General features: G+C 45.8%; 15 protein-coding genes and 1 pseudogene. 8 read left to right on the top strand and 8 right to left on the bottom strand.

Features of this window, described 5'->3' with window-relative positions:
• The first annotated feature begins 56 nt into the window (after positions 1-56).
• Genes VFA_RS13060 through VFA_RS13045 form a run of 4 tightly spaced genes read left to right on the top strand, consistent with a single transcriptional unit; the run spans position 57 to position 4,153 of the window.
• Complete coding sequence (locus VFA_RS13060; RefSeq protein ID WP_004727314.1) at positions 57-1,010, top strand: YbgA family protein; 954 nt, start codon at positions 57-59, stop codon at positions 1,008-1,010.
• Positions 1,000-1,800: a MerR family transcriptional regulator gene (locus VFA_RS13055; RefSeq protein ID WP_004727313.1), complete on the top strand. Its 801-nt coding sequence runs from the start codon at positions 1,000-1,002 to the stop codon at positions 1,798-1,800. The genes VFA_RS13060 and VFA_RS13055 overlap by 11 nt, the downstream gene beginning before the upstream one ends.
• A 9-nt stretch (positions 1,801-1,809) precedes the next feature.
• On the top strand, positions 1,810-3,237 hold the full coding sequence (gene phrB / locus VFA_RS13050; protein ID WP_004727312.1) for a deoxyribodipyrimidine photo-lyase: 1,428 nt from the start codon (positions 1,810-1,812) through the stop codon (positions 3,235-3,237).
• Positions 3,227-4,153: a L,D-transpeptidase family protein gene (locus VFA_RS13045; protein ID WP_004727311.1), complete on the top strand. Its 927-nt coding sequence runs from the start codon at positions 3,227-3,229 to the stop codon at positions 4,151-4,153. Before phrB ends, VFA_RS13045 begins: the two co-directional genes overlap by 11 nt.
• A 251-nt stretch (positions 4,154-4,404) precedes the next feature.
• Here the strand turns inward: VFA_RS13045 and VFA_RS13040 are convergent, their stop codons facing one another.
• The 6 genes from VFA_RS13040 to VFA_RS13015 all read right to left on the bottom strand — a co-directional run bounded on the left by VFA_RS13040 (position 4,405) and on the right by VFA_RS13015 (position 11,638).
• Positions 4,405-5,448, bottom strand: a complete 1,044-nt coding sequence (locus VFA_RS13040; RefSeq protein ID WP_004727310.1) for a phage integrase — start codon at positions 5,446-5,448, stop codon at positions 4,405-4,407.
• A gap of 103 nt (positions 5,449-5,551) precedes the next feature.
• The gene (locus VFA_RS13035) at positions 5,552-6,496 is read right to left on the bottom strand and encodes a hypothetical protein (protein ID WP_004727309.1); all 945 of its coding nucleotides are present in this window, start codon (positions 6,494-6,496) and stop codon (positions 5,552-5,554) included.
• Positions 6,493-7,626, bottom strand: coding sequence for an AAA family ATPase (locus tag VFA_RS13030; protein ID WP_004727308.1), 1,134 nt, complete (start codon positions 7,624-7,626; stop codon positions 6,493-6,495). Before VFA_RS13030 ends, VFA_RS13035 begins: the two co-directional genes overlap by 4 nt.
• A complete protein-coding gene (locus VFA_RS13025; RefSeq protein WP_004727307.1) occupies positions 7,623-9,596 on the bottom strand; it encodes a DUF262 domain-containing protein in 1,974 nt (657 codons plus the stop codon). Before VFA_RS13025 ends, VFA_RS13030 begins: the two co-directional genes overlap by 4 nt.
• A 100-nt stretch (positions 9,597-9,696) precedes the next feature.
• Positions 9,697-10,848: a DNA cytosine methyltransferase gene (locus VFA_RS13020; RefSeq protein WP_004727306.1), complete on the bottom strand. Its 1,152-nt coding sequence runs from the start codon at positions 10,846-10,848 to the stop codon at positions 9,697-9,699.
• A gap of 145 nt (positions 10,849-10,993) precedes the next feature.
• A complete protein-coding gene (locus VFA_RS13015) occupies positions 10,994-11,638 on the bottom strand; it encodes a phage repressor protein CI (protein WP_038151747.1) in 645 nt (214 codons plus the stop codon).
• 328 nt (positions 11,639-11,966) lie between these two features.
• Between VFA_RS13015 and VFA_RS23805 the strand changes: the two genes are divergently transcribed.
• The 3 genes and pseudogenes from VFA_RS23805 to VFA_RS23010 all read left to right on the top strand — a co-directional run bounded on the left by VFA_RS23805 (position 11,967) and on the right by VFA_RS23010 (position 13,306).
• Positions 11,967-12,158 carry a hypothetical protein gene (locus VFA_RS23805; protein ID WP_004727304.1) on the top strand — a complete coding sequence of 64 codons (192 nt, stop codon included), beginning with the start codon at positions 11,967-11,969 and terminating at the stop codon, positions 12,156-12,158.
• Between the two features lie 215 nt (positions 12,159-12,373).
• Positions 12,374-12,573, top strand: a pseudogene (locus VFA_RS24060) (hypothetical protein).
• Positions 12,574-12,673: 100 nt separating this feature from the next.
• Positions 12,674-13,306 (top strand): SH3 domain-containing protein, encoded by a 633-nt coding sequence (locus VFA_RS23010; RefSeq protein ID WP_140209451.1) that lies wholly within the window; start codon positions 12,674-12,676, stop codon positions 13,304-13,306.
• A gap of 813 nt (positions 13,307-14,119) precedes the next feature.
• Here the strand turns inward: VFA_RS23010 and VFA_RS12995 are convergent.
• Complete coding sequence (locus VFA_RS12995; protein ID WP_004727303.1) at positions 14,120-14,389, bottom strand: Lpp/OprI family alanine-zipper lipoprotein; 270 nt, start codon at positions 14,387-14,389, stop codon at positions 14,120-14,122.
• 314 nt (positions 14,390-14,703) lie between these two features.
• Here VFA_RS12995 and VFA_RS12990 point away from each other — a divergent pair, with 314 nt between their 5' ends.
• The gene (locus VFA_RS12990; protein WP_167498035.1) at positions 14,704-16,044 is read left to right on the top strand and encodes a DEAD/DEAH box helicase; all 1,341 of its coding nucleotides are present in this window, start codon (positions 14,704-14,706) and stop codon (positions 16,042-16,044) included.
• A 118-nt stretch (positions 16,045-16,162) separates the two neighbouring features.
• On the opposite strand, the gene VFA_RS12985 is transcribed toward VFA_RS12990, so the two are convergent.
• Positions 16,163-17,803, bottom strand: coding sequence for a methyl-accepting chemotaxis protein (locus VFA_RS12985; RefSeq protein WP_004727301.1), 1,641 nt, complete (start codon positions 17,801-17,803; stop codon positions 16,163-16,165).
• Positions 17,804-18,006 lie beyond the last annotated feature (203 nt).

Raw genomic sequence — 18,006 nt, 5'->3', positions numbered from 1 at the left:
TGGCGTGTGTGCTATATCTTATACAAAGTTTACGTTTGTATAAGTTGGAGGCCAAGATGGAATCAGCGAGTATTCGTGTTGGGGTCAGTGCTTGTATTCTGGGAGAGAAAGTTCGTTTTGATGCCGGGCACAAGCAAAGTCAGTTCGTCACGCAAGAGCTGGCGCCCTATTTTGATTTTGTCTCGGTGTGCCCGGAAGTGGGGATGGGATTGCCCGTGCCGCGCCCGACCATTCGCTTGGTGTCTAACGACGAGCGCATCGCGCTGGTCGAGACCAACAACGTGAGCCGCGATCACACCGATGCGCTGCTGGCGTATTCTGAACACAAAGTGGTGGAACTTGAGCAGCATCAGCTACGCGGTTACATCGTCTGCGCGAAATCGCCCACCTGCGGCATGGAGCGTGTCAAAGTGTATAAACAACATGGCGCTGAAAAAGAGGGCGTGGGGTTGTACACCCAAACCTTAATGCGCGCCATGCCTTGGTTGCCGGTGGAAGAAGACGGCCGTCTGAATGATCCGGTGCTGCGCGAAAACTTCATCACCCGTGTGTTCTGTTTGGATGATTTTTATCGCTGCCTTGGCGATGAACCGAGTGCTGGAAAGGTGGTGGAGTTTCACTCCCGTTATAAATTATCCTTGATGGCGCACCACCCGCTCTCGTATCGAGCGTTGGGCCGTTTGGTCGCCAATGTCAGTCACTATCAGACCGATGAATTTATTCGTGAATATCGCTTGGGGCTGATGCAGGCGCTCAGCCATCGTGCGAGCCGCAAAAACCACACCAACGTGTTGATGCATTTGCAGGGCTACTTTAAGCGCGCGCTCGACCGCCGACAAAAAGCGGAGCTGGCGCAACTGATTCACGATTATCGACGCGGAACGCTGCCTCTACTCGCGCCGCTGACACTCATCAAACACTATTTATCGATGTATCCCGATGCGTACTTGAGCAAACAGCGTTATCTGGATCCACACCCTCAGGAGTTGAAATTACGTTATGGCTTGTGAGCAAACGTTGTACGCCATTCGCGAAGTCTCGGAAATCACTGGCGTCAAACCGGTCACGCTGCGAGCGTGGCAGCGCCGTTACAATCTGGTTCAGCCGCAACGCACTGCAAAAGGCCACCGCCTTTACACCGATGCCGACATTCAGACCATTCGCCAGATCCAAAGCTGGTTATTGAAAGGGGTGTCGATCGGTAAAGTCAGCCAGTTGTTGCAAGGCAGTGGGGGGGACATCGCGGAAAGCCCAGAACTGCATACCGAACTCGAAGAGTGTGAAACACTGTTGAGCGCGTTGGCACAATTGAATCGCGGGAAAGCCGAGAGTGTGCTGGCGACGGTCATGAAGGAATACCCGCTCAATCACGTGGAACGCCAGTTTCTGCTGCCAGTGGTGGATGCGTTAGACAAAGTCAAAGGGCCGCTGCGGTCGCTGCAAAAAGGGCTGTTTCACAGCATCATGCTCAGTAAGTTGTCCAGCATTTTGGAATCGGAAAACAAAGCGGCGCACAAAGGCAAATGCTTGGTGGTCAGCTTTGACCCGACTGGCAGTTTGCTGGCCTGGTTGTGGGCCGTGACGTGGGCCGAGCAAGGCTACAATGTGACGTTTTTAGATGGCGTTGAAGACATGACCGGTTTGGTCGACAACGACGCTTTGGCAGCTTACAACGCGTTGGCGCTGTTTTCTCATCGCGGGTTGGCGGAAAGCCAAATGCAGGCGCAGCAGCGCTTGGCGATGCAATTTGGCGACCGCCTGTTTTTGTCGGATGTCTTGCAATCGCTGGTTAACACATAGGAGCACGCAATGAAACTGGTGTGGCTACGGCGCGATCTGCGCTCGGTGGATAACACGGCGCTCAATGAAGCGCTCGCCAGCGATGAGGCGGTGTGCGCGCTGTTTGTGGCGACGCCGACCCAATGGCAACAGCACGATATGGCGCCGATGCAGGCCGATTTCATTCATCGTCGTCTATTTGTCTTGCAAACTGAGTTGGCGGCGTTGAATGTGCCGCTGCTGTATCGCGAAGTGGCGACGTTTACCGAGGCAGTTGATGCCGTGACCGAAGTGGCCAGCGCGTTACATGCCAATCAGGTCTTGGCCAATCGCGATTATGAACTCAACGAGCAGCAGCGCGATGCACAGGCCGCAGAGCGCCTTCACCAGCAAGGGATTGAATGGCAGTCGTTTGACGATAAATGCGTGATGCCGCCGGGGAGTCTGCGCAATAAGCAGGGCGACTATTTTAAGGTATTCACGCCTTTTAAACGCGCTTGGCTGACCCAATTTTCACCGCCGCGTATTCAAGCCAGCCGCGCCGCGAAGCCTTGGTCGCTTCCCGAGGCGTTGCAATCGCTGCTCTGGTGTGAGGCGCAGCCGTTTACCCACCCGCGTGTCAGCAGCGATGCGTGGCCGGTCGATTTCGACACCATTCGCCGCCGCTTGCGCGCATTTTGCCAAGAGCAGCTGGATGACTACAAACAGCAGCGTGACTTTCCGGCGCAGGACGGCACCAGTTCGTTATCGCCTTATCTCGCGATTGGCGCGTTGTCGCCGCGTCAATGTATTGCGCGTGTGTATGCGGAATCAGCCATGGGGGCGTTGTCTGACGGCGCGCAAACCTGGTTAAGTGAGCTGATTTGGCGCGAATTTTATCAGCACTTGCTGACCTTCGAACCCAAGCTCTCCAAGAGCAAAGATTTTCTAGCATGGGGCGCGCGCCTCACGTGGTGGACGGATGAAGCCAAATTTGCCCGTTGGTGCGAAGGCAACACGGGCTACCCGATTGTCGATGCGGCGATGCGCCAATTGAACCAAACGGGCTGGATGCACAATCGCCTGCGCATGATAGTGGCGAGTTTTCTCACCAAGGATCTGCACATCGACTGGCGTTGGGGGGAGCGGTACTTCATGCAGCATTTGGTGGATGGCGATTACGCCGCCAACAATGGTGGCTGGCAGTGGTGCGCTTCAACCGGTTGTGATGGACAGCCCTACTTTCGTATCTTCAACCCGACCACGCAAGGGGAAAAGTTTGACCCTCAGGGGCGTTTCATTCGCCAATGGGTTCCAGAACTGGCCACGGTGCCAGAGGCGCACATTCATGCCCCGTCCAATTGGGGCGGTGTTAACTCTCTGTTATATCCGCAGCCGATAGTTGATCACAAAGCAGAAAGGGAAGTAACCTTACGCTTGTATAAAGAAGCGAAGGATGATGTGGAGCATGTTGCGTAAGTTATTGGTGTTGGGGGCGTTCGCCGCCAGTTTTGCCAGCCAAGTCTGGGCCGCCACTTATGACTTCCCGATGGAAGGCAGCAGCATGGTCGGCAATACGCAGTATCATGTGATCGACAAAGGGGAAACGTTGGCAGAAATTGCCAAACGGTATGATGTTGGCTTTTTGGCCTTGATGGCTGCCAACCGCGGCGTGGATCCGTTTCTTCCGCAAGAGGGATTTGTCTTGATGATCCCCTCGAAGATTATTTTGCCGAAAGTGCCGTACGAAGGCATTGTCGTCAACCTGGCCGAGCTGCGTTTGTACTACTTCGAACCGGAAACCCGCAAAGTACATATTTTCCCGGTGGGGATTGGTCGCATTGGTCGGGATACGCCAGAAATGGAAACCGTGATCAGTCAAAAGCGGCCGAATCCGACGTGGACGCCGCCGCAATCGATTCGCCAAGAGTATTTGGCGAAAGGCATTGAACTGCCTGCGGTCGTGCCAGCTGGGCCAGAAAACCCATTGGGCGAATACGCGCTGCGTTTGGGTTATGGCAATGGGGAATACCTCATTCATGGCACCAACAAAGATTTTGGTATCGGCATGCGCGTGAGTTCTGGCTGCATTCGTATGGATCCGAAAGACATCGAATGGCTGTTCCAGCAGGTGCAACGGGGGGAGAAAGTCCGCATCATTAATGAACCCGTGAAAGTGGCGCTGGAGCCCGACCGCAGTGTGTTTGTCGAAGCGCATGAGCCGTTGACGCGCAGCGATGGCAGCAAGAAAGATTTGGCACTGCCGATTGAACTGAGCTGGTGGATGCAAGAATTTAATCAATCCGACGCCAAAGCGCGCGCGGTGATTTTGGCGCAAAACGGCGTGCCCGTTGAAGTGGTGAGCCCCGATTTCTCTTTGCTCGATGGCGAGTGAATGTGCGCCGCGGATCGCATGAGTTGATGCGGTCTTCTCAACTGTTCCCTAAACAAAAAGAGCCTGCAATGCAGGCTCTTTTCTTAATTCAGCGAGACTTACTTCGTGTAATGCATAGCGCATTCGTCAGCCCAGTAATACCAAGGGTTTCTACTGTGTTTCAATGGCTTATAAAATTGCCGTTAACCAAATATCATCAAATAGACCTCAATATCAATAAAATCTGTCGCCACTTTGTCGCCATTTTTTATCTACAGTCCCAGTCTGGAAATCGGGTTCAACTCGGCGGCTTGAATCAAGTGATCGGGAGAGAAATGCGCGTAGCGCATGGTCATTTTAATATCACTGTGACCGAGGATTTTTTGTAGCACCAGAATGTTTCCGCCCGCTTCCATGAATCGGCTGGCAAAGGTATGTCGAAAGACGTGTGTATTTTGTCCATCCGGTAAGTCAGGAAATGTCTGATCGACAATGTAGGCAATGCCGTAAAGACAATTGCTAAACAACCTATCTTTTTCGCCCGTCCGTTCAAATGCCATTAATTCGTTATAGAGCTTTTCGGTGATCGGTACCGTGCGGTTCTTTTTGCTTTTGGTATCAACAAACGTGATCTTGTACTGTGTGATCTGAGAAAGACGCAGGTTGTTCGCTTCTGAAATTCGTGCGCCAGTCGATAAGCAGATTTTACAGACAAGTTCGAATTCTTTTGCTCGCTTGCTTTTACTGATGCGATCGAAGAGTGCGGTGATATCGTCATTTGAGAAAAATCCCATTTCAGATTCATTCACCGGAATCTGCTTCACACTGGCTAGGGGTGTGGGCTGAGTCCATTCGCCAAGGGATATCAGTTCATTGAACACGGCACGAAGGTATCTCAAATCAAGATTGTTCGTCGGGGCTGAGATTGCCTTCCATGTGCCAGGCTCCATGTGGCGGTGCTTGGCTTTCCTGCCCGAACGCCAGTGAACAAAATCTTTCGCCGTGAACTTGATTGCAAACGGGTTTCCGAGTTCTTCCACGATGATGCGGAGGCGAGGGTAAACTTTTTTTGCGGACTTTAGGTTCTGGCCGTGCAGTTTGTACCATAGCTCGACTAAATCTTGCAGCGTGCGTAAATCCTTTTTATCACCCAGCCACGGCTTCTCATCCACTTCCTTCATGATGAACTTTTCGAACGCCAACGCTTCGCCTTTGGTGGCAAAGCGTTTGCGCACGCGCTGACCAGTTCGGCCTTTTGGGTAGCACTCGCAGAGCCAAGGCTTTTTGTGTCCGTCTTTTAGGTTTCGAATAGACATAAATATACCGACATACTGTTTTTATATACAGTATGTCGGTGAGCGTCTATCTTCAATGTTTAAATTTGGTCGGTGCGAACAATAGCAAATAACGCAAATTTGCCTAGAGATGTTTCCCCATGTGAGCCAATTTGAATTGCTTTCGCTCATATTCGTCGTATGTCTTGAGCCCAAAGTAGATTCTAACGGGGTTGCCTTTACCGTGAGGTATAGGCTGTCCATTGTCCTTGTTATCAATTTTTAAGTGATATTCACAATTAATTGTTTCGTTTCCGCTTGGGGTAACTAATGGAGGCTTTTTGAAGATGGTAGGAACTTTATTACTTCCTTGTCTTGAACATCCCAAGCTTTTCCCTAATCTGTGAGTATGTTCTGCAATTACGTTGAGATCTGCTTGGTTTTGGTTAGCATCGGTGGAAATTAAGTGATATGCCTGATTCAACGTATTTAAGCCGTGTGATAGCTGCTCTTTATAGTCAAGATAGGTACCCACTTTGATTGTTGACAATGTGTTTATTAAGTTGGGATGAAAATCGAGATATTCATAGTTCATCTTTGACCATGAAATAAACTCGCCTATGTTACTGTGATGGTCTGAAATAAACTTGGAGTTTTTTCTGAGAGTGTCAGTCCATGAATCAGTGTGTAAGTCAGCAGCAACATTTGGCCATTGGTAAGAGTCAGATATCACAAATGAATAATGTCTGGGGAGAGTAAGCTGCTGATGATTAATTAATGAAATCAATCTTTGTGTATCGTTGTTTTTAACGAAATCTAATACGACTTTATTTAACTCACTTAAGGCTAATTGGTACAGATCCCAGTTGTCATTCGCAATATCTAACAACCTGTCATTTAATGAAGAACCAACTTCACCGAAGTCGAAAAAATCGGTTGGACATTCAACATGCACATTGTTTGAACGCTCATATACTGTGAGATTGTCTTTTAGACATTTAGCTATACCTTCAATATCTTCATAAATATTGGATGAATTGAGGCTGTCGACGCTGTATAAAGATAAGTAAACCTTGGCAGCATCACTCATTTTCGTCTCCCTAAGTCTGTTACTTCTTCTCCTTTCATTAATGTTTTTAGGTCGTAAGCCTGCTGATCGAAAAATCCATCTGGCCATGAAGATAGTTGACCATTCTCACCTATGCTGATTTCTTCCACGGTACTTTCACTATCTTGGACTCCTGAAACATAATAAACCTTGAAGCTGTCAGCTTGATAATCATCATCTAAGCGAGCTCCAACACGGATGCCATTAAGTAAATGGTCACTGTGTGTTTCTATAATGACTTGAACTCCAGCTAATGCTGCTCTCGCAATTAATCGGCCAATGTAGCTTTGTCCCCTTGGGTGCAAGTGGGCTTCAGGGTTTTCTATGACTACTAAGCCACCTGGTTTTGTTAGTAATAACGCACAAACAATTCCTAACGAATAGCTTAGACCAAACCCCATGTTTAAAGGATTAGTTTTGCGGGAGCCATAAGCCTGAAACTGAGCATGGCTAATTTCGGCATTATTTACAGTATCGGCTTCAAAGTTAAATCTAGGCGAAATTTCTGCCATCCAATTAATGATATTACGTCTGACAGTAGGGCCTTCATCTTCTTTCAATATTCGCTTATCGGTTGGAGATAAGCGCTCCCCATTATTGGTAAGATCAGTCAGCACTTCATAGGTATACTCACCCTGAGCTCCTAACCAATAACGAATCGATTCATCGTGACTGTTTTCTAAATATGAACGTGGACCAAATCTCTCAGCTTGTAAAAACTGAAAACCTTTATCTAAAAAGTAGTGCTGTGATAATTCTGAAGCAGCGACATCCATCTGTTTGTTCAACAGACGACTTTTTAATGTCCCTTGTTCAACAGCATTGTCAAAACCCCAAGAGCACTTGTTTTCGTCGAAATATATAGAGAGTTTTAGGCTATTATCTTCCTCTGCATGCGTAGAAAATATTTCACTCACTGTGCCGAGTTCAACTAAACTATCATTGAGCTGAGCTTGTTGATTGAACTTACTTTGAAAAGGAATAGCCAAAGCTTGGATTGCCGTACTTTTCCCTACAGAGTTGTTACCGCAAAAAACAGTTAAATTCCCGAGATTTTCGAACTTGCGATATTTGTAACACTTGAAATTTGTTAATTCTATTTCTGTTATCATGATTTATGTTCCAACCTAGCTATTGGCTTTATATCAATTTTGCAACCAGTAGTTTGCTCTAAAATATTAATAATCGATTCGAAACGGTAGTTAATAGTAACTTTCTTACCAGTTGAAGAGGAAAGTGAATAATGTAATCCTCTATCTGAGTTTGCATAAACTGGGCTTAACCATTCAGCATATTCTTTTGAATCGTTATTAATTGCGTCATACAAGCACTGAATAAAATCAGTTTTCTTCTCTCGTATTATTTCTTTTTGCTCGTCATTTATATTAGCAAACAGAGCGACCAGCACTTCAAACAGAGGTTTACTTATTGGTTCTTTTTTATTTGGGTTGCGAATTTTCTTGAAAGCACTTTCCCCGAATAACTCTAAATTGAAGTTAAGGCTAGATTCAAATCGAGATGTGAGAGACACAATTACTTGGGATTCGGATTTATAGTCGACTTCATTATTGTCGTTAGTTATTTTTCGGAAGTCTTGGTCATTAATCCAATTCATAGTCTTATTTAAAAAATCATCATATTTTGAATTTCTAAAGTCTTTGTACCCGAAAATTAAAAAAGCTAACCCGCTTAAACATACTTCCAAATCTTTTTGACGTTTTGGATTGACAGTATTATTAGTGGCCTCAATAAACGTGTTACTAGATGCAAGGAATTTTAGATAAAAGACACTGCTACCAAAGTTAATTGCAGAGCGAATTTCTTGTTCACTTAGTTTTACACCATAAGTATTTATACGGTGGAAAAGTTCTATAATGAATTTATTTACTGTACCTTTGTTTTTAGGTTCTTCCTCCATATCAATAACATAGGCAGTAATCTCAAACTCATTAATTGCACGAGTTAGCTTTCTGTCAAATTGAGTAAAAAGCAACCCATTTGCTTCATAAACAGGGGAGTCTTCATCCAATTTTAATGGGAACTCACCCATCATAAAATCTTGGACTGTGGTAATACGTTGTAGACCATCAATAACCACCCAATTATCATTTTTTCGCTCGCCAAAATAAAAAATCGGGAGTGGCAGACCCATCAAAATTGATTCAATAAGTTTCGATTTCTTTTCATCATTCCATATTCTGTCTTTGCGCTGATAATCGGGTTGAATTTCTATTTCTTCGTAAGTAAGGCGTTGGTAGAGAGCGTAAAGGCTTGGGGTTTGACGTCGAATGTTGGGAACGATGAGTTCTGAATCGTCCTCATCATCTTCTTCCGGCTCATTCTCAAAGTCATCTTCGTCGTTGGTTTTGTTCCCGTCGTCAACACCGGTTAAAGACGATAGATCCACAAGGTCTGACATATCAAACTCTTCGTCCCTCGCTAGCGCTGTAGAGCTATCATTTTCCGCGCTATCATTTCCTTCACTAAAAGAAACTGTTGCTGATTGAATAGATTGATTTATCTTACTGAGGTTTGCTAAAACTTCACGAATGTGCGTGTCGACAAGGAAGCCAGGTTGTTTAACATGTAATGTTCGAATTTCGTTGTCTAGGTTAGTTAGCGTTTCATCAAGCTCTGAAGCTAACAGCCCTAAGCTGAAATTTTTATTGAAAGCTAAAGTTTTACGAATTTGTCGTTGTTCTTTTGCGGGAAGTTCTTGAGTTTCACCTAAAGGATGATGGTTGCCTTCTCTGAGAACTAGATGCTTACGCCTTTCAAATCTAAAGTATTGAATATAAGGAAGGTTTGCGAAAATGGTTTCTGGTTGATGTCTGCTTGTAAATGAGCCTTGTAAAGCTTGTTCTACATTACAGTATCCATCTTTTATTAGGCTGGAATAGATTGCTTCTAGCTCACGAATACTTCGTTTTAGCTCACGTTTTGAATCCTCAGGCTTTACAACATATTTGCCTGATTCACGGTCAATTGAAAGAAGTGTGATACCCGCAGTGGTTCCGGTGATAGCTTTCAATGGGAGGTTGATAAGCTGTTCTATTTCATCAAGCAGGTTTTCAAAAGTCATATAGCACCAAAAAGCCAAAAGTTATTGGTGCTATGTTAGCATAGCGTGTCAATGCGTGTCATATGTCACCCAAAACACGCATTAAAGTTTTGCCTAATAATCAGATGGTTCTCAAAAAGTCATTGATTGTTTTGGCTACGGCTTCAGACATTAGAAATGGCACACCATTCCCAATGGTCTTAAACATATTTGATAAAGTCATATCCTGAGGTAGTTCAAATTCTTTAGGTAACGACTGTATGGCAAGCGCTTCTGATGCTGTTAGTCGGCGAGATTTATATGGGTGCAAATGAACTTCATTGTTGCCATATGCTGCTGTTGGTGAATATCTCCATCGGTGCAACCTTTTAAAAGACTTACCACTTACATCACCTTCTTCAATAGTCTGCATTTTTGGCAGACCTGATTTCGGTTTGAAATGATGTTTCGCATTCGGATGGTTATAAACGTCATTTTTCCTAAACCAATGCTCAATAGTTAATGTCTCTAAGTCTTTGAGGTGACTTGGAGCTGGTAGGTCGCGATCGGGAGCGTAAGGCGTAGTGTTCGGCCATAAAGATTTTTCAAGAATGGCAGTACTATCAAACTTTAGATAGGTATTCCATTTGAAATTCTGAGTCAGCTTGTTTCTTTGGCTGCGCTTCACCTTAGATTGCTTAATACCGAATAATAAAATTCGGTCTCGATCTTGAGGGCAGCCAACTTCAATACAATTGGTCAATCTGTCTGTGAGTAGGTATCCAGCATTTTCTAATTTGCTCTTCATTTCCTTATAGAATACAGAATGTTTTTTGTTGGTTAGCAAACCTTTTACATTCTCAACCAAAAAGAAATCAGGCTTAAACATGATAATTGCATTGATATACGATTCAGTTAGCTTACCATGATCACCATCGCGTCCACGGTTTTTACCTGCAACGGAGAAGTCTGGGCAGGGTGGGCCACCTATAAAGCCTACTAGACCATCTTTTTTAGCATCAATTAAAAATTGTTTTAGACGCTTTTTGGGTGGGCCGGCCAATAATTCATCTATGCTTCCAAGGTGGTGTTCGTATTGAGGTTCAGGATGGCCCATTTTTTTGCGAGAATACTTGTATGCATCATAAAAAGGTTTATAAAACTCATTTACAAACCTTATATCAAAGCCAGAGCGCTCGAATCCGAGATCTAAAAATCCAGTACCTGCAAAGAACGAAAAAATAATTGGCTGTTTGCGAGTTATAGTATTGGTTGTATTAGAAGTGGTCAACAAGCTATGTTCCTTAGTATCTTACGCTATTCAATTGGTATCATTAACTGAAACTATTGAAAGGATGCGGATAATACCCTATCTCACAAAGCTTAACAAAGCTAATTCTTGGTAACATTTACTAGACTCATTAGCCATCTTAACTAGCTTATTTTTTCTTCATTTCTACCGCAACACGCCCAATCACTTTGATATCTTCTTCAGCAACCTCAACCGTTGAATCACCAAACACCACTGCAAGCTTTTTACCTGGCAAGCGTTGGATGTGGTTGATCGATAGAGTGCCATCGATATCAATCAGGTATTTGCCCGATGCTGGGTTGGTAGAGCTTTTATCTACAAGATAAAGTGCTTCGTTCGTTTCCACTTCAATCGTGGATTCAACTTTCAGGTTAAAGCTATTCATTCTGCGGGTCGCGTAGGGCAGTTCGCCCGTGTCCAAAAGCTCGCCATTGGTTAGGCAGTAGCTTTTGATAAGCACAGAACTGTGCTGAGGATTCGTAGCTAGTTCGGAAATGAATACTTTTGGCTGTTCTTCAACGACTTTAACTTTACTTCTATCTTCAGGTTTAAGTGCAAGGTCAGCCATAGGAATACCTAAAGCTAAATGGGCTCTAACCATTAATTCGTGCGAAGTTCGGTCATGAGTGTTCCATGTACTAAATGTACTCTTTGGGACGTCATATACGAACGCCATTTCCTGAAAGTTCTTGCATCCAGTCAAACGCTTTAAATTCTCAGTGAAATCAGAACCTTTTAGATAATCAAATGGTTCTATTTTCCGAATATTCATACCAATAAGTTCTCATATTCGAATTATTTCATCATTTCCTATTGAAAGTTCGCAAATGACGATCAATAATCCTTGTGTGTTCAATAATCGCGCCTAGATAACCACAAATAAGCGCTAACTCATAAGGATACCACCATGGCCAGCATACAAATAGCCATAGATACACCCTATGTGACTAAACGTGAATTTCTTCGTCGAACAGGTATGACGTCGTCTACCTTCGACAACCTGCGCAGTGCAGGCCGAATCCCTGTTATGGAGAAGCCTTCAGCCAAATCAACCGTATTGGTGAACCTGTATCAAGTGGGCCGAACAAGTCGCGTACTATATGGCTACACTGAGTAGCCATAACGTCGATGTGAAAGGGCACAGCAAAGAGGACATCGTAGGTAAAAAGGTCATTGAAGCGTTGGGTGCGGTTGAGCTACTTGCCGGCGATAATCTTGAGGAGTTGGGCAGTTTGGGCAATATGCACATCGTGACCTCTGGCGAGTTAGTCACGGTGACCGGAAAACTGTGAAATATCATCATAGCTCCAGATGACAAGCTCAAAATCATGGGGCAAAAGCTGGAAGCCATAGAGAAGGACTGGGAAGCAAGCGCCGCGGACTAGCGCTTTACGGCCAACCTTATCACCATGAACGGTGGCAAAGGTATCGGACAGGGCGATTGCATTTGCGCATTCACCGGGAAAACACATCCCGGCCTATCCGGTATCGTTAAGGCCGGCAAATAATGGCGCTAAGTAAAGCATCACTGAAAGAACGACTTATCATTGAACTTTTCAAGCCCAAGACTTTGTGACAGACGGCGAACACGCGATGGCTCAGAAGATGGCTGAGGTTATCGCCAACGCGATAGTGGATGAGATACAGGCCAACGCTAAAGCCAATGGCATTAGAGGTAGTTCGGAAGGACAGTGGCCGATTACCTGAAGTCTGAATTTGTATCGATGGTCTACTATTTTGTATAGAAGAACTGCAAAGGTACATCATTATCATGGTCAGGAGTCTTTTCGCTAGCCGTATCGTTTCGATGATTATCGTTGGAGTTTTTGGGGCTAACTTAACTAGTCAGTCAGTGGCTTCAGAAAAACAAGATTCAACACTGCCTTGTGACGCTTCATCTTTGGCAACAGGTAAAATATATAACGTTCTGGGCTCTGGTATTAATGTAAGAAAAGGGCCAAGCACCTCATATCAAAAGATAATTAATCAAAAGGCATCAAATATTTTGGGGACGAAGGAGTATATCAAGATAGATGATACTGTTACCGTTTATGAAGACTGTACTAAGGATGGTTGGTCGAGGATAAAGGTTGTCACACCCGATTGGTTAGCAGAAACTCATATTGGATGGGTAGCCAGTCAATTTCTGGATACCGGTAAAAACATCAAAGGTAATAAATATGCCAAGAAAATTAGTTCACATGCGTTATCTCCTTATACAAAACAAGCCTATCCTAAGATAGTAAAAAAATATGGTGTCCGTTTGAAAGAAGTTGAACGCTTCAGAAGAAAGGCTGCTGAGATGGCAATTGATAGTGGTCAGTGTGACTTCATAGAAATGTCAGATATAAGCGATAAAAGTTCAATACAACATTTAATCTTTTGGGTGGACTGTAGAAATAAGCAACGATTTTACTACGATGAATTTCAGCTCAAGTAAGGTTAAGGCTTCTGATAAAATGACCAAATATTATGCTCAGCCATACGGCTGCGTTTCTTTTTGCCCGTCCACGTACCAACCAAAGCACTAACAACACGCCAAGCCTTACGCGACAAGGGGGGAGCGAATGTGTGAAACCCTAGAAAATGCCTGAAATCAGGCTGCATAAAATTTCGGAAGTTGAAATTTCTTGCAAGAAATTGCAAAACTAAGGATCTGAATCGATCAAGTGTGTGTTTGTAACCTGCTGAAATTAAATGATTAAGATGTTTTTGTGAGGTTTTATAAAGATCTAGGGCGATTTTTAATGATCTGGTTAGGTGAGGCGAAAGCCAATCACCGCACGGGTTAGAGACGCGCTGGAACCTAACAAAATTTTGCAATTTGTTTCAGGATTGTTAGTACAACCCTAAGGGTAGATCTAACAATTTAGATGACACGAAACGCAAGATTTTGCGGAAGAAACGACGATGATAAAAGCTATATTGCCAAAACCATTCAAGCAGAGGTGAGTTCCCTTGCGGTGAATGTAAACAAGGCGTCTATCGAGTAAACCTATCGAAGAACACAATTGAGTGGCCACACACATGCAACGGCCGTGGGCGCTAGTGTTATCACGCATTTTATATTCCGAGGATCCCCCAAGCCGACATGCTAGAGCGTCTTGACATCTAATCACAAGTTGGATGGGTAGTAGTGCATAGCTACAAAACAAAAGTGGCGACATTAAAGAATGTCGCCACTTCATCGCCAAATATCGTTTAGCCATTAATTAACTTATTGATTTTTAATGGCCAATAACACTAGTTAATCTTACTTCGTGTAAGACTGAGCGATGTTATCAATACGCTCGTTTGCACGCGCTGCTTCTTCTTGAGCAGCCATGGCTGCATCTGAAGTGGCATTCGCTTTCGACATCATAGCCGCATGGTCACTTTTCAGCGATGCAACTTGATCGCTTAGCTGACTAACTTGGTTGTTCAGTTCATCCAATTTTGCTGTGGTCGCTTCGTCTGGACCTGATGCACAACCTGCCAGTAGAAGTACAGATGACGCTGCAGCTGCGATTAACATTTTGTTCATATCGAACTCCTTGTTTACATTTATCAATTACGCCCTATACATTTTTGTCCATATAGTGACGATTTAAAGTGTAGACACTATTTTAATCTTCGCCTATATCAACAAAGTCAAAATAATCCAAAATTTTATCCAGTAATCAATTAATTGACGAAGGCTCTCACTCCTGAGAGACACGCGTTGATCCGCGCTTCCCCATTTTGCTGCTACATTTAGAATATTTTGTGTGATCTCTATCTATTTGTGCACTATTCGCGCTATCATATCGCGTTTTTTATTTTGACCTTAGCCTTGCGGTGCAAGGCGCTACAACAATATTGGAGAATCCTTTGCAGTTCAAAGATTTAGGTTTAGACAATCGCTTATTGAAAACTTTGGCTCATTTTGATTTCAAGCAAGCGACCCAAATCCAGCAGCAGGCTATTCCTGTTGCCATGGCCGGAAAAGATCTTCTGGCTTCATCTAAAACGGGTTCGGGTAAAACGCTAGCCTTTCTGCTGCCAATGCTTCATAAAGCGTTGAAGACCAAAGCGTTGTCAGCCCGTGATCCGCGAGGTGTTATTCTGGTTCCGACCCGTGAGCTGGCCAAACAGGTGTACGGTGAATTGCGTACCATGCTGTCGGGCCTGAGCTACACTGCCACTCTGATCACCGGTGGTGAAAACTTTAACGACCAAGTGAAAGCGCTGCGTCGTGGCCCGAAATTTATCGTGGCGACCCCAGGACGTTTGGCTGATCACTTGGAGCACCGCTCTCTGTTCTTGGAAGGTCTGGAAACGTTGATTCTGGATGAAGCAGACCGCATGTTGGATCTCGGTTTTGCGCCGCAATTGCGCCACATTCACAACGCCGCGAAACACCGCCGTCGTCAGACGTTGCTGTTCTCTGCGACGCTGGATCACGCGCAAGTGAACGACATCGCGTACGAGATGCTGAACGATGCCAAGCACATTGCGGTCGGTGGTTCGAACGAGCAACACAAAGACATCACCCAACGTTTCTACCTGTGTGACCATTTGGATCATAAAGAAGCGCTGCTGGATCGCGTGCTGGATGATGCCGATTACCGTCAGGTGATCATCTTTACCGCAACCCGTGATGACACCGAACGTCTCACGGCGAAACTCAACGAACGCAAACTCAAAGCCGTGGCGCTGAGTGGTAGCTTGAACCAGATTCAGCGCAATACCATTATGAGTCAGTTTGAACGTGCGGTGTTTAAGATTCTGGTGACGACCGATGTGGCATCACGTGGTCTGGATATCGCCAATGTTACGCACGTGATTAACTTCGATATGCCTAAACATACGGAAGAGTATGTGCACCGCGTGGGCCGCACGGGTCGTGCGGGCAACAAAGGTGATGCGATTTCGCTGGTGGGTCCAAAAGATTGGGACAGCTTCAAACGCGTAGAAGCCTACCTGAAGCAAGACATTCAATTTGATGTGTTGGAAGGTTTGCAAGGCAAGTTCAAAGGCCTGAAAGTACGTCAGCCTGTGAACAAAGCCAAGCCACAACGTGGCCAAGCGAAACCGCAAGCGAAGAAAGTGGCGAAGAAACCCGTGAAGCGCGATAAAGGGTTCTACGATCACGTGGCTGTGGGTGATACCGTCTTCATTCCGAAGAAGAAAGTGGCGCCGAGAGTCGACGACGAATAAAGCATAACAAAGCCGCCTTCATCAGGCGGCTTTGTTCTTTTTCAACCACCTTCTGAGAAGGTGGTTTTTTATTGTGCACAATACGGCGCATCAGGGGAATGGCCGTGTGCCTTTGGCGTTACACGCGAAAGTAATTGAGTTGCTGTTTCTGTTGTTCGGCCAGTTGCGAAAGCTCTTGTGCTGCCGCGGTTGATTGCGTAATGCCGGTCACGTTCTGGCTCACCAATTCATAGATGTTACCCAGATTGCGGTTGATGTCGGAGGTGACTTGATTCTGCTCTTCCGATGCCGACGCCACTTGCGTGTTGACGGCGCTCAGTTCAGCAATCGAGCCGTTGATCTCTTCCAAGGCCGTACTCACCTTCGCGGCCAACGCTTGGTTGTCTTGCAGCATTTTCAAGCTCGAATTCATGCTGTCGTTCGCCATGCCGGATTTATCTTGCAGCTCTTCAATGATGACCTGAATCTCTTTGGTCGAATCTTGCGTGCGCGCTGCCAGCATACGCACTTCATCTGCCACCACGGCAAACCCGCGCCCACTTTCTCCGGCGCGCGCCGCCTCAATCGCCGCGTTTAGGGCCAGCAGGTTGGTCTGTTCAGAAATGCTCTGAATCACTTCAATGACTTTACCGATGCGTTCGGATTGCTCTTTCAAGCTGGTCACCACATGGGCGGCATCGCTGAGTTTATCGGTCATGATCGCGTTGGCACGATTGCTCTGTTCGAACATGCTCAGGCTGTTTTGTGCCAGTTGATTGGCATGCTGCGCGGCGCTGTCGGCACGTGTCGCGTTATCGGTGACGCTGCCTGCGGCGATTTCCAACTGATTCACCGCCGAGGCCACTTGTTCCACTTCTTGCTTTTCTTGATCTGAGTTGACGCTAGATTGCGTCATCACCGTGGCCAGCTCAGTTGAGGCAGACGCCACGTCGACGCTGATACGAATCAGCGCATCCACGGTGCTGCGTAGCTGAGATACAGTGGCGTTTACATCGCGCGCCAGTTCCGTAATCTCGTTGTTTCCTTCCTCGTTGGCTTGAATTTGCAGGTTCCCGTGCGCGACTTCGCGTACCGTCTGTTGTAGCTGACGAATCGGCGTCACGATAACGCCCGCCAGCAGCCAACTGCTGACTGCGGCCAGCAGTAACACCACAATCAAACCCGCCAACGACATGTCCATCACGCTGTGGTTGTGCGCTTCATTGGCGTGAAGGTCAGTCAATGCAAGCGTGTTGAGTTGGTCGGACAGCGCTTGAATCGCATTCACCATGTCACGCCCCGCATCGCGATACACGTCGGTGGCGCGCTCATATTCGGCATCAAAAGCCGCAGACACCTGCTGATGGTGTTTGGTGTTCAGCAGCGGAATCATGGTTTGGATGGAATAATCCACGTAGCGCTGCATGGCGCGGCGCAGCTCGGCAATTTCGTTCTCGAGCCCCGCCACTTTGGCCAGCGAGTTCAGGTGTGTGAGGTTTTCGCTTTGGCGCTGCTCGAGTACAGAAGGCAAGGCGTTCACTTCTTCTGGTTGGAACAGGCTGTAAATGGCGCTGATGCGCATGGCGTACGTGTTGTCGATGATATCGGTCAGTTCATCTTTATGATTGACCAGTGTTTCGGTCGATTGCGACATGTCGCGAAACGCTTGTTTGAGCGTGGTGGTGCTGTAGCTGATCCCTGAAATCAGCAACAACATGGTGATAAACACCGGTACTACAACTTGCAGCTTGATCGACAAACCGCTCAGTAACTGGCGCATGGTGGTCCTCTTCTGAAATATTGGGGAGAAAATAATTATCATTTTTATGAATAGCACCCCAGATAATATCTGCTAACTATAAGATTTCAATCGGATTTTTAACTGACTTATGCTTTTCAGTTCTAGCGGCTAAAGTGGAAATATGAACCTTTTCAATGCGTTATAAAAAACGGTGTTTCATGGCATCAATGTACGAGCGTGAA

Origin of the sequence: Vibrio furnissii CIP 102972 (assembly GCF_000176175.1) — a bacterium.
Taxonomy (GTDB): domain Bacteria; phylum Pseudomonadota; class Gammaproteobacteria; order Enterobacterales; family Vibrionaceae; genus Vibrio; species Vibrio furnissii.
This window is presented reverse-complemented; position numbering and strand designations above follow the sequence as displayed.

Bases quoted from the DNA above. Each gene is read 5' to 3' on its own strand.
- phrB (WP_004727312.1), top strand. From the start codon at position 1,810: ATGAAACTGGTGTGGCTACGGCGCGATCTGCGCTCGGTGGATAACACG.
- VFA_RS23805 (WP_004727304.1), top strand. From the start codon at position 11,967: ATGGCTACACTGAGTAGCCATAACGTCGATGTGAAAGGGCACAGCAAA.
- VFA_RS13060 (WP_004727314.1), top strand. From the start codon at position 57: ATGGAATCAGCGAGTATTCGTGTTGGGGTCAGTGCTTGTATTCTGGGA.
- VFA_RS23010 (WP_140209451.1), top strand. From the start codon at position 12,674: ATGATTATCGTTGGAGTTTTTGGGGCTAACTTAACTAGTCAGTCAGTG.
- VFA_RS12995 (WP_004727303.1), bottom strand. From the start codon at position 14,389: ATGAACAAAATGTTAATCGCAGCTGCAGCGTCATCTGTACTTCTACTG.
- VFA_RS13040 (WP_004727310.1), bottom strand. From the start codon at position 5,448: ATGTCTATTCGAAACCTAAAAGACGGACACAAAAAGCCTTGGCTCTGC.
- VFA_RS13035 (WP_004727309.1), bottom strand. From the start codon at position 6,496: ATGAGTGATGCTGCCAAGGTTTACTTATCTTTATACAGCGTCGACAGC.
- VFA_RS13045 (WP_004727311.1), top strand. From the start codon at position 3,227: ATGTTGCGTAAGTTATTGGTGTTGGGGGCGTTCGCCGCCAGTTTTGCC.
- VFA_RS12985 (WP_004727301.1), bottom strand. From the start codon at position 17,803: ATGCGCCAGTTACTGAGCGGTTTGTCGATCAAGCTGCAAGTTGTAGTA.
- VFA_RS13025 (WP_004727307.1), bottom strand. From the start codon at position 9,596: ATGACTTTTGAAAACCTGCTTGATGAAATAGAACAGCTTATCAACCTC.
- VFA_RS13030 (WP_004727308.1), bottom strand. From the start codon at position 7,626: ATGATAACAGAAATAGAATTAACAAATTTCAAGTGTTACAAATATCGC.
- VFA_RS13015 (WP_038151747.1), bottom strand. From the start codon at position 11,638: ATGAATATTCGGAAAATAGAACCATTTGATTATCTAAAAGGTTCTGAT.
- VFA_RS13055 (WP_004727313.1), top strand. From the start codon at position 1,000: ATGGCTTGTGAGCAAACGTTGTACGCCATTCGCGAAGTCTCGGAAATC.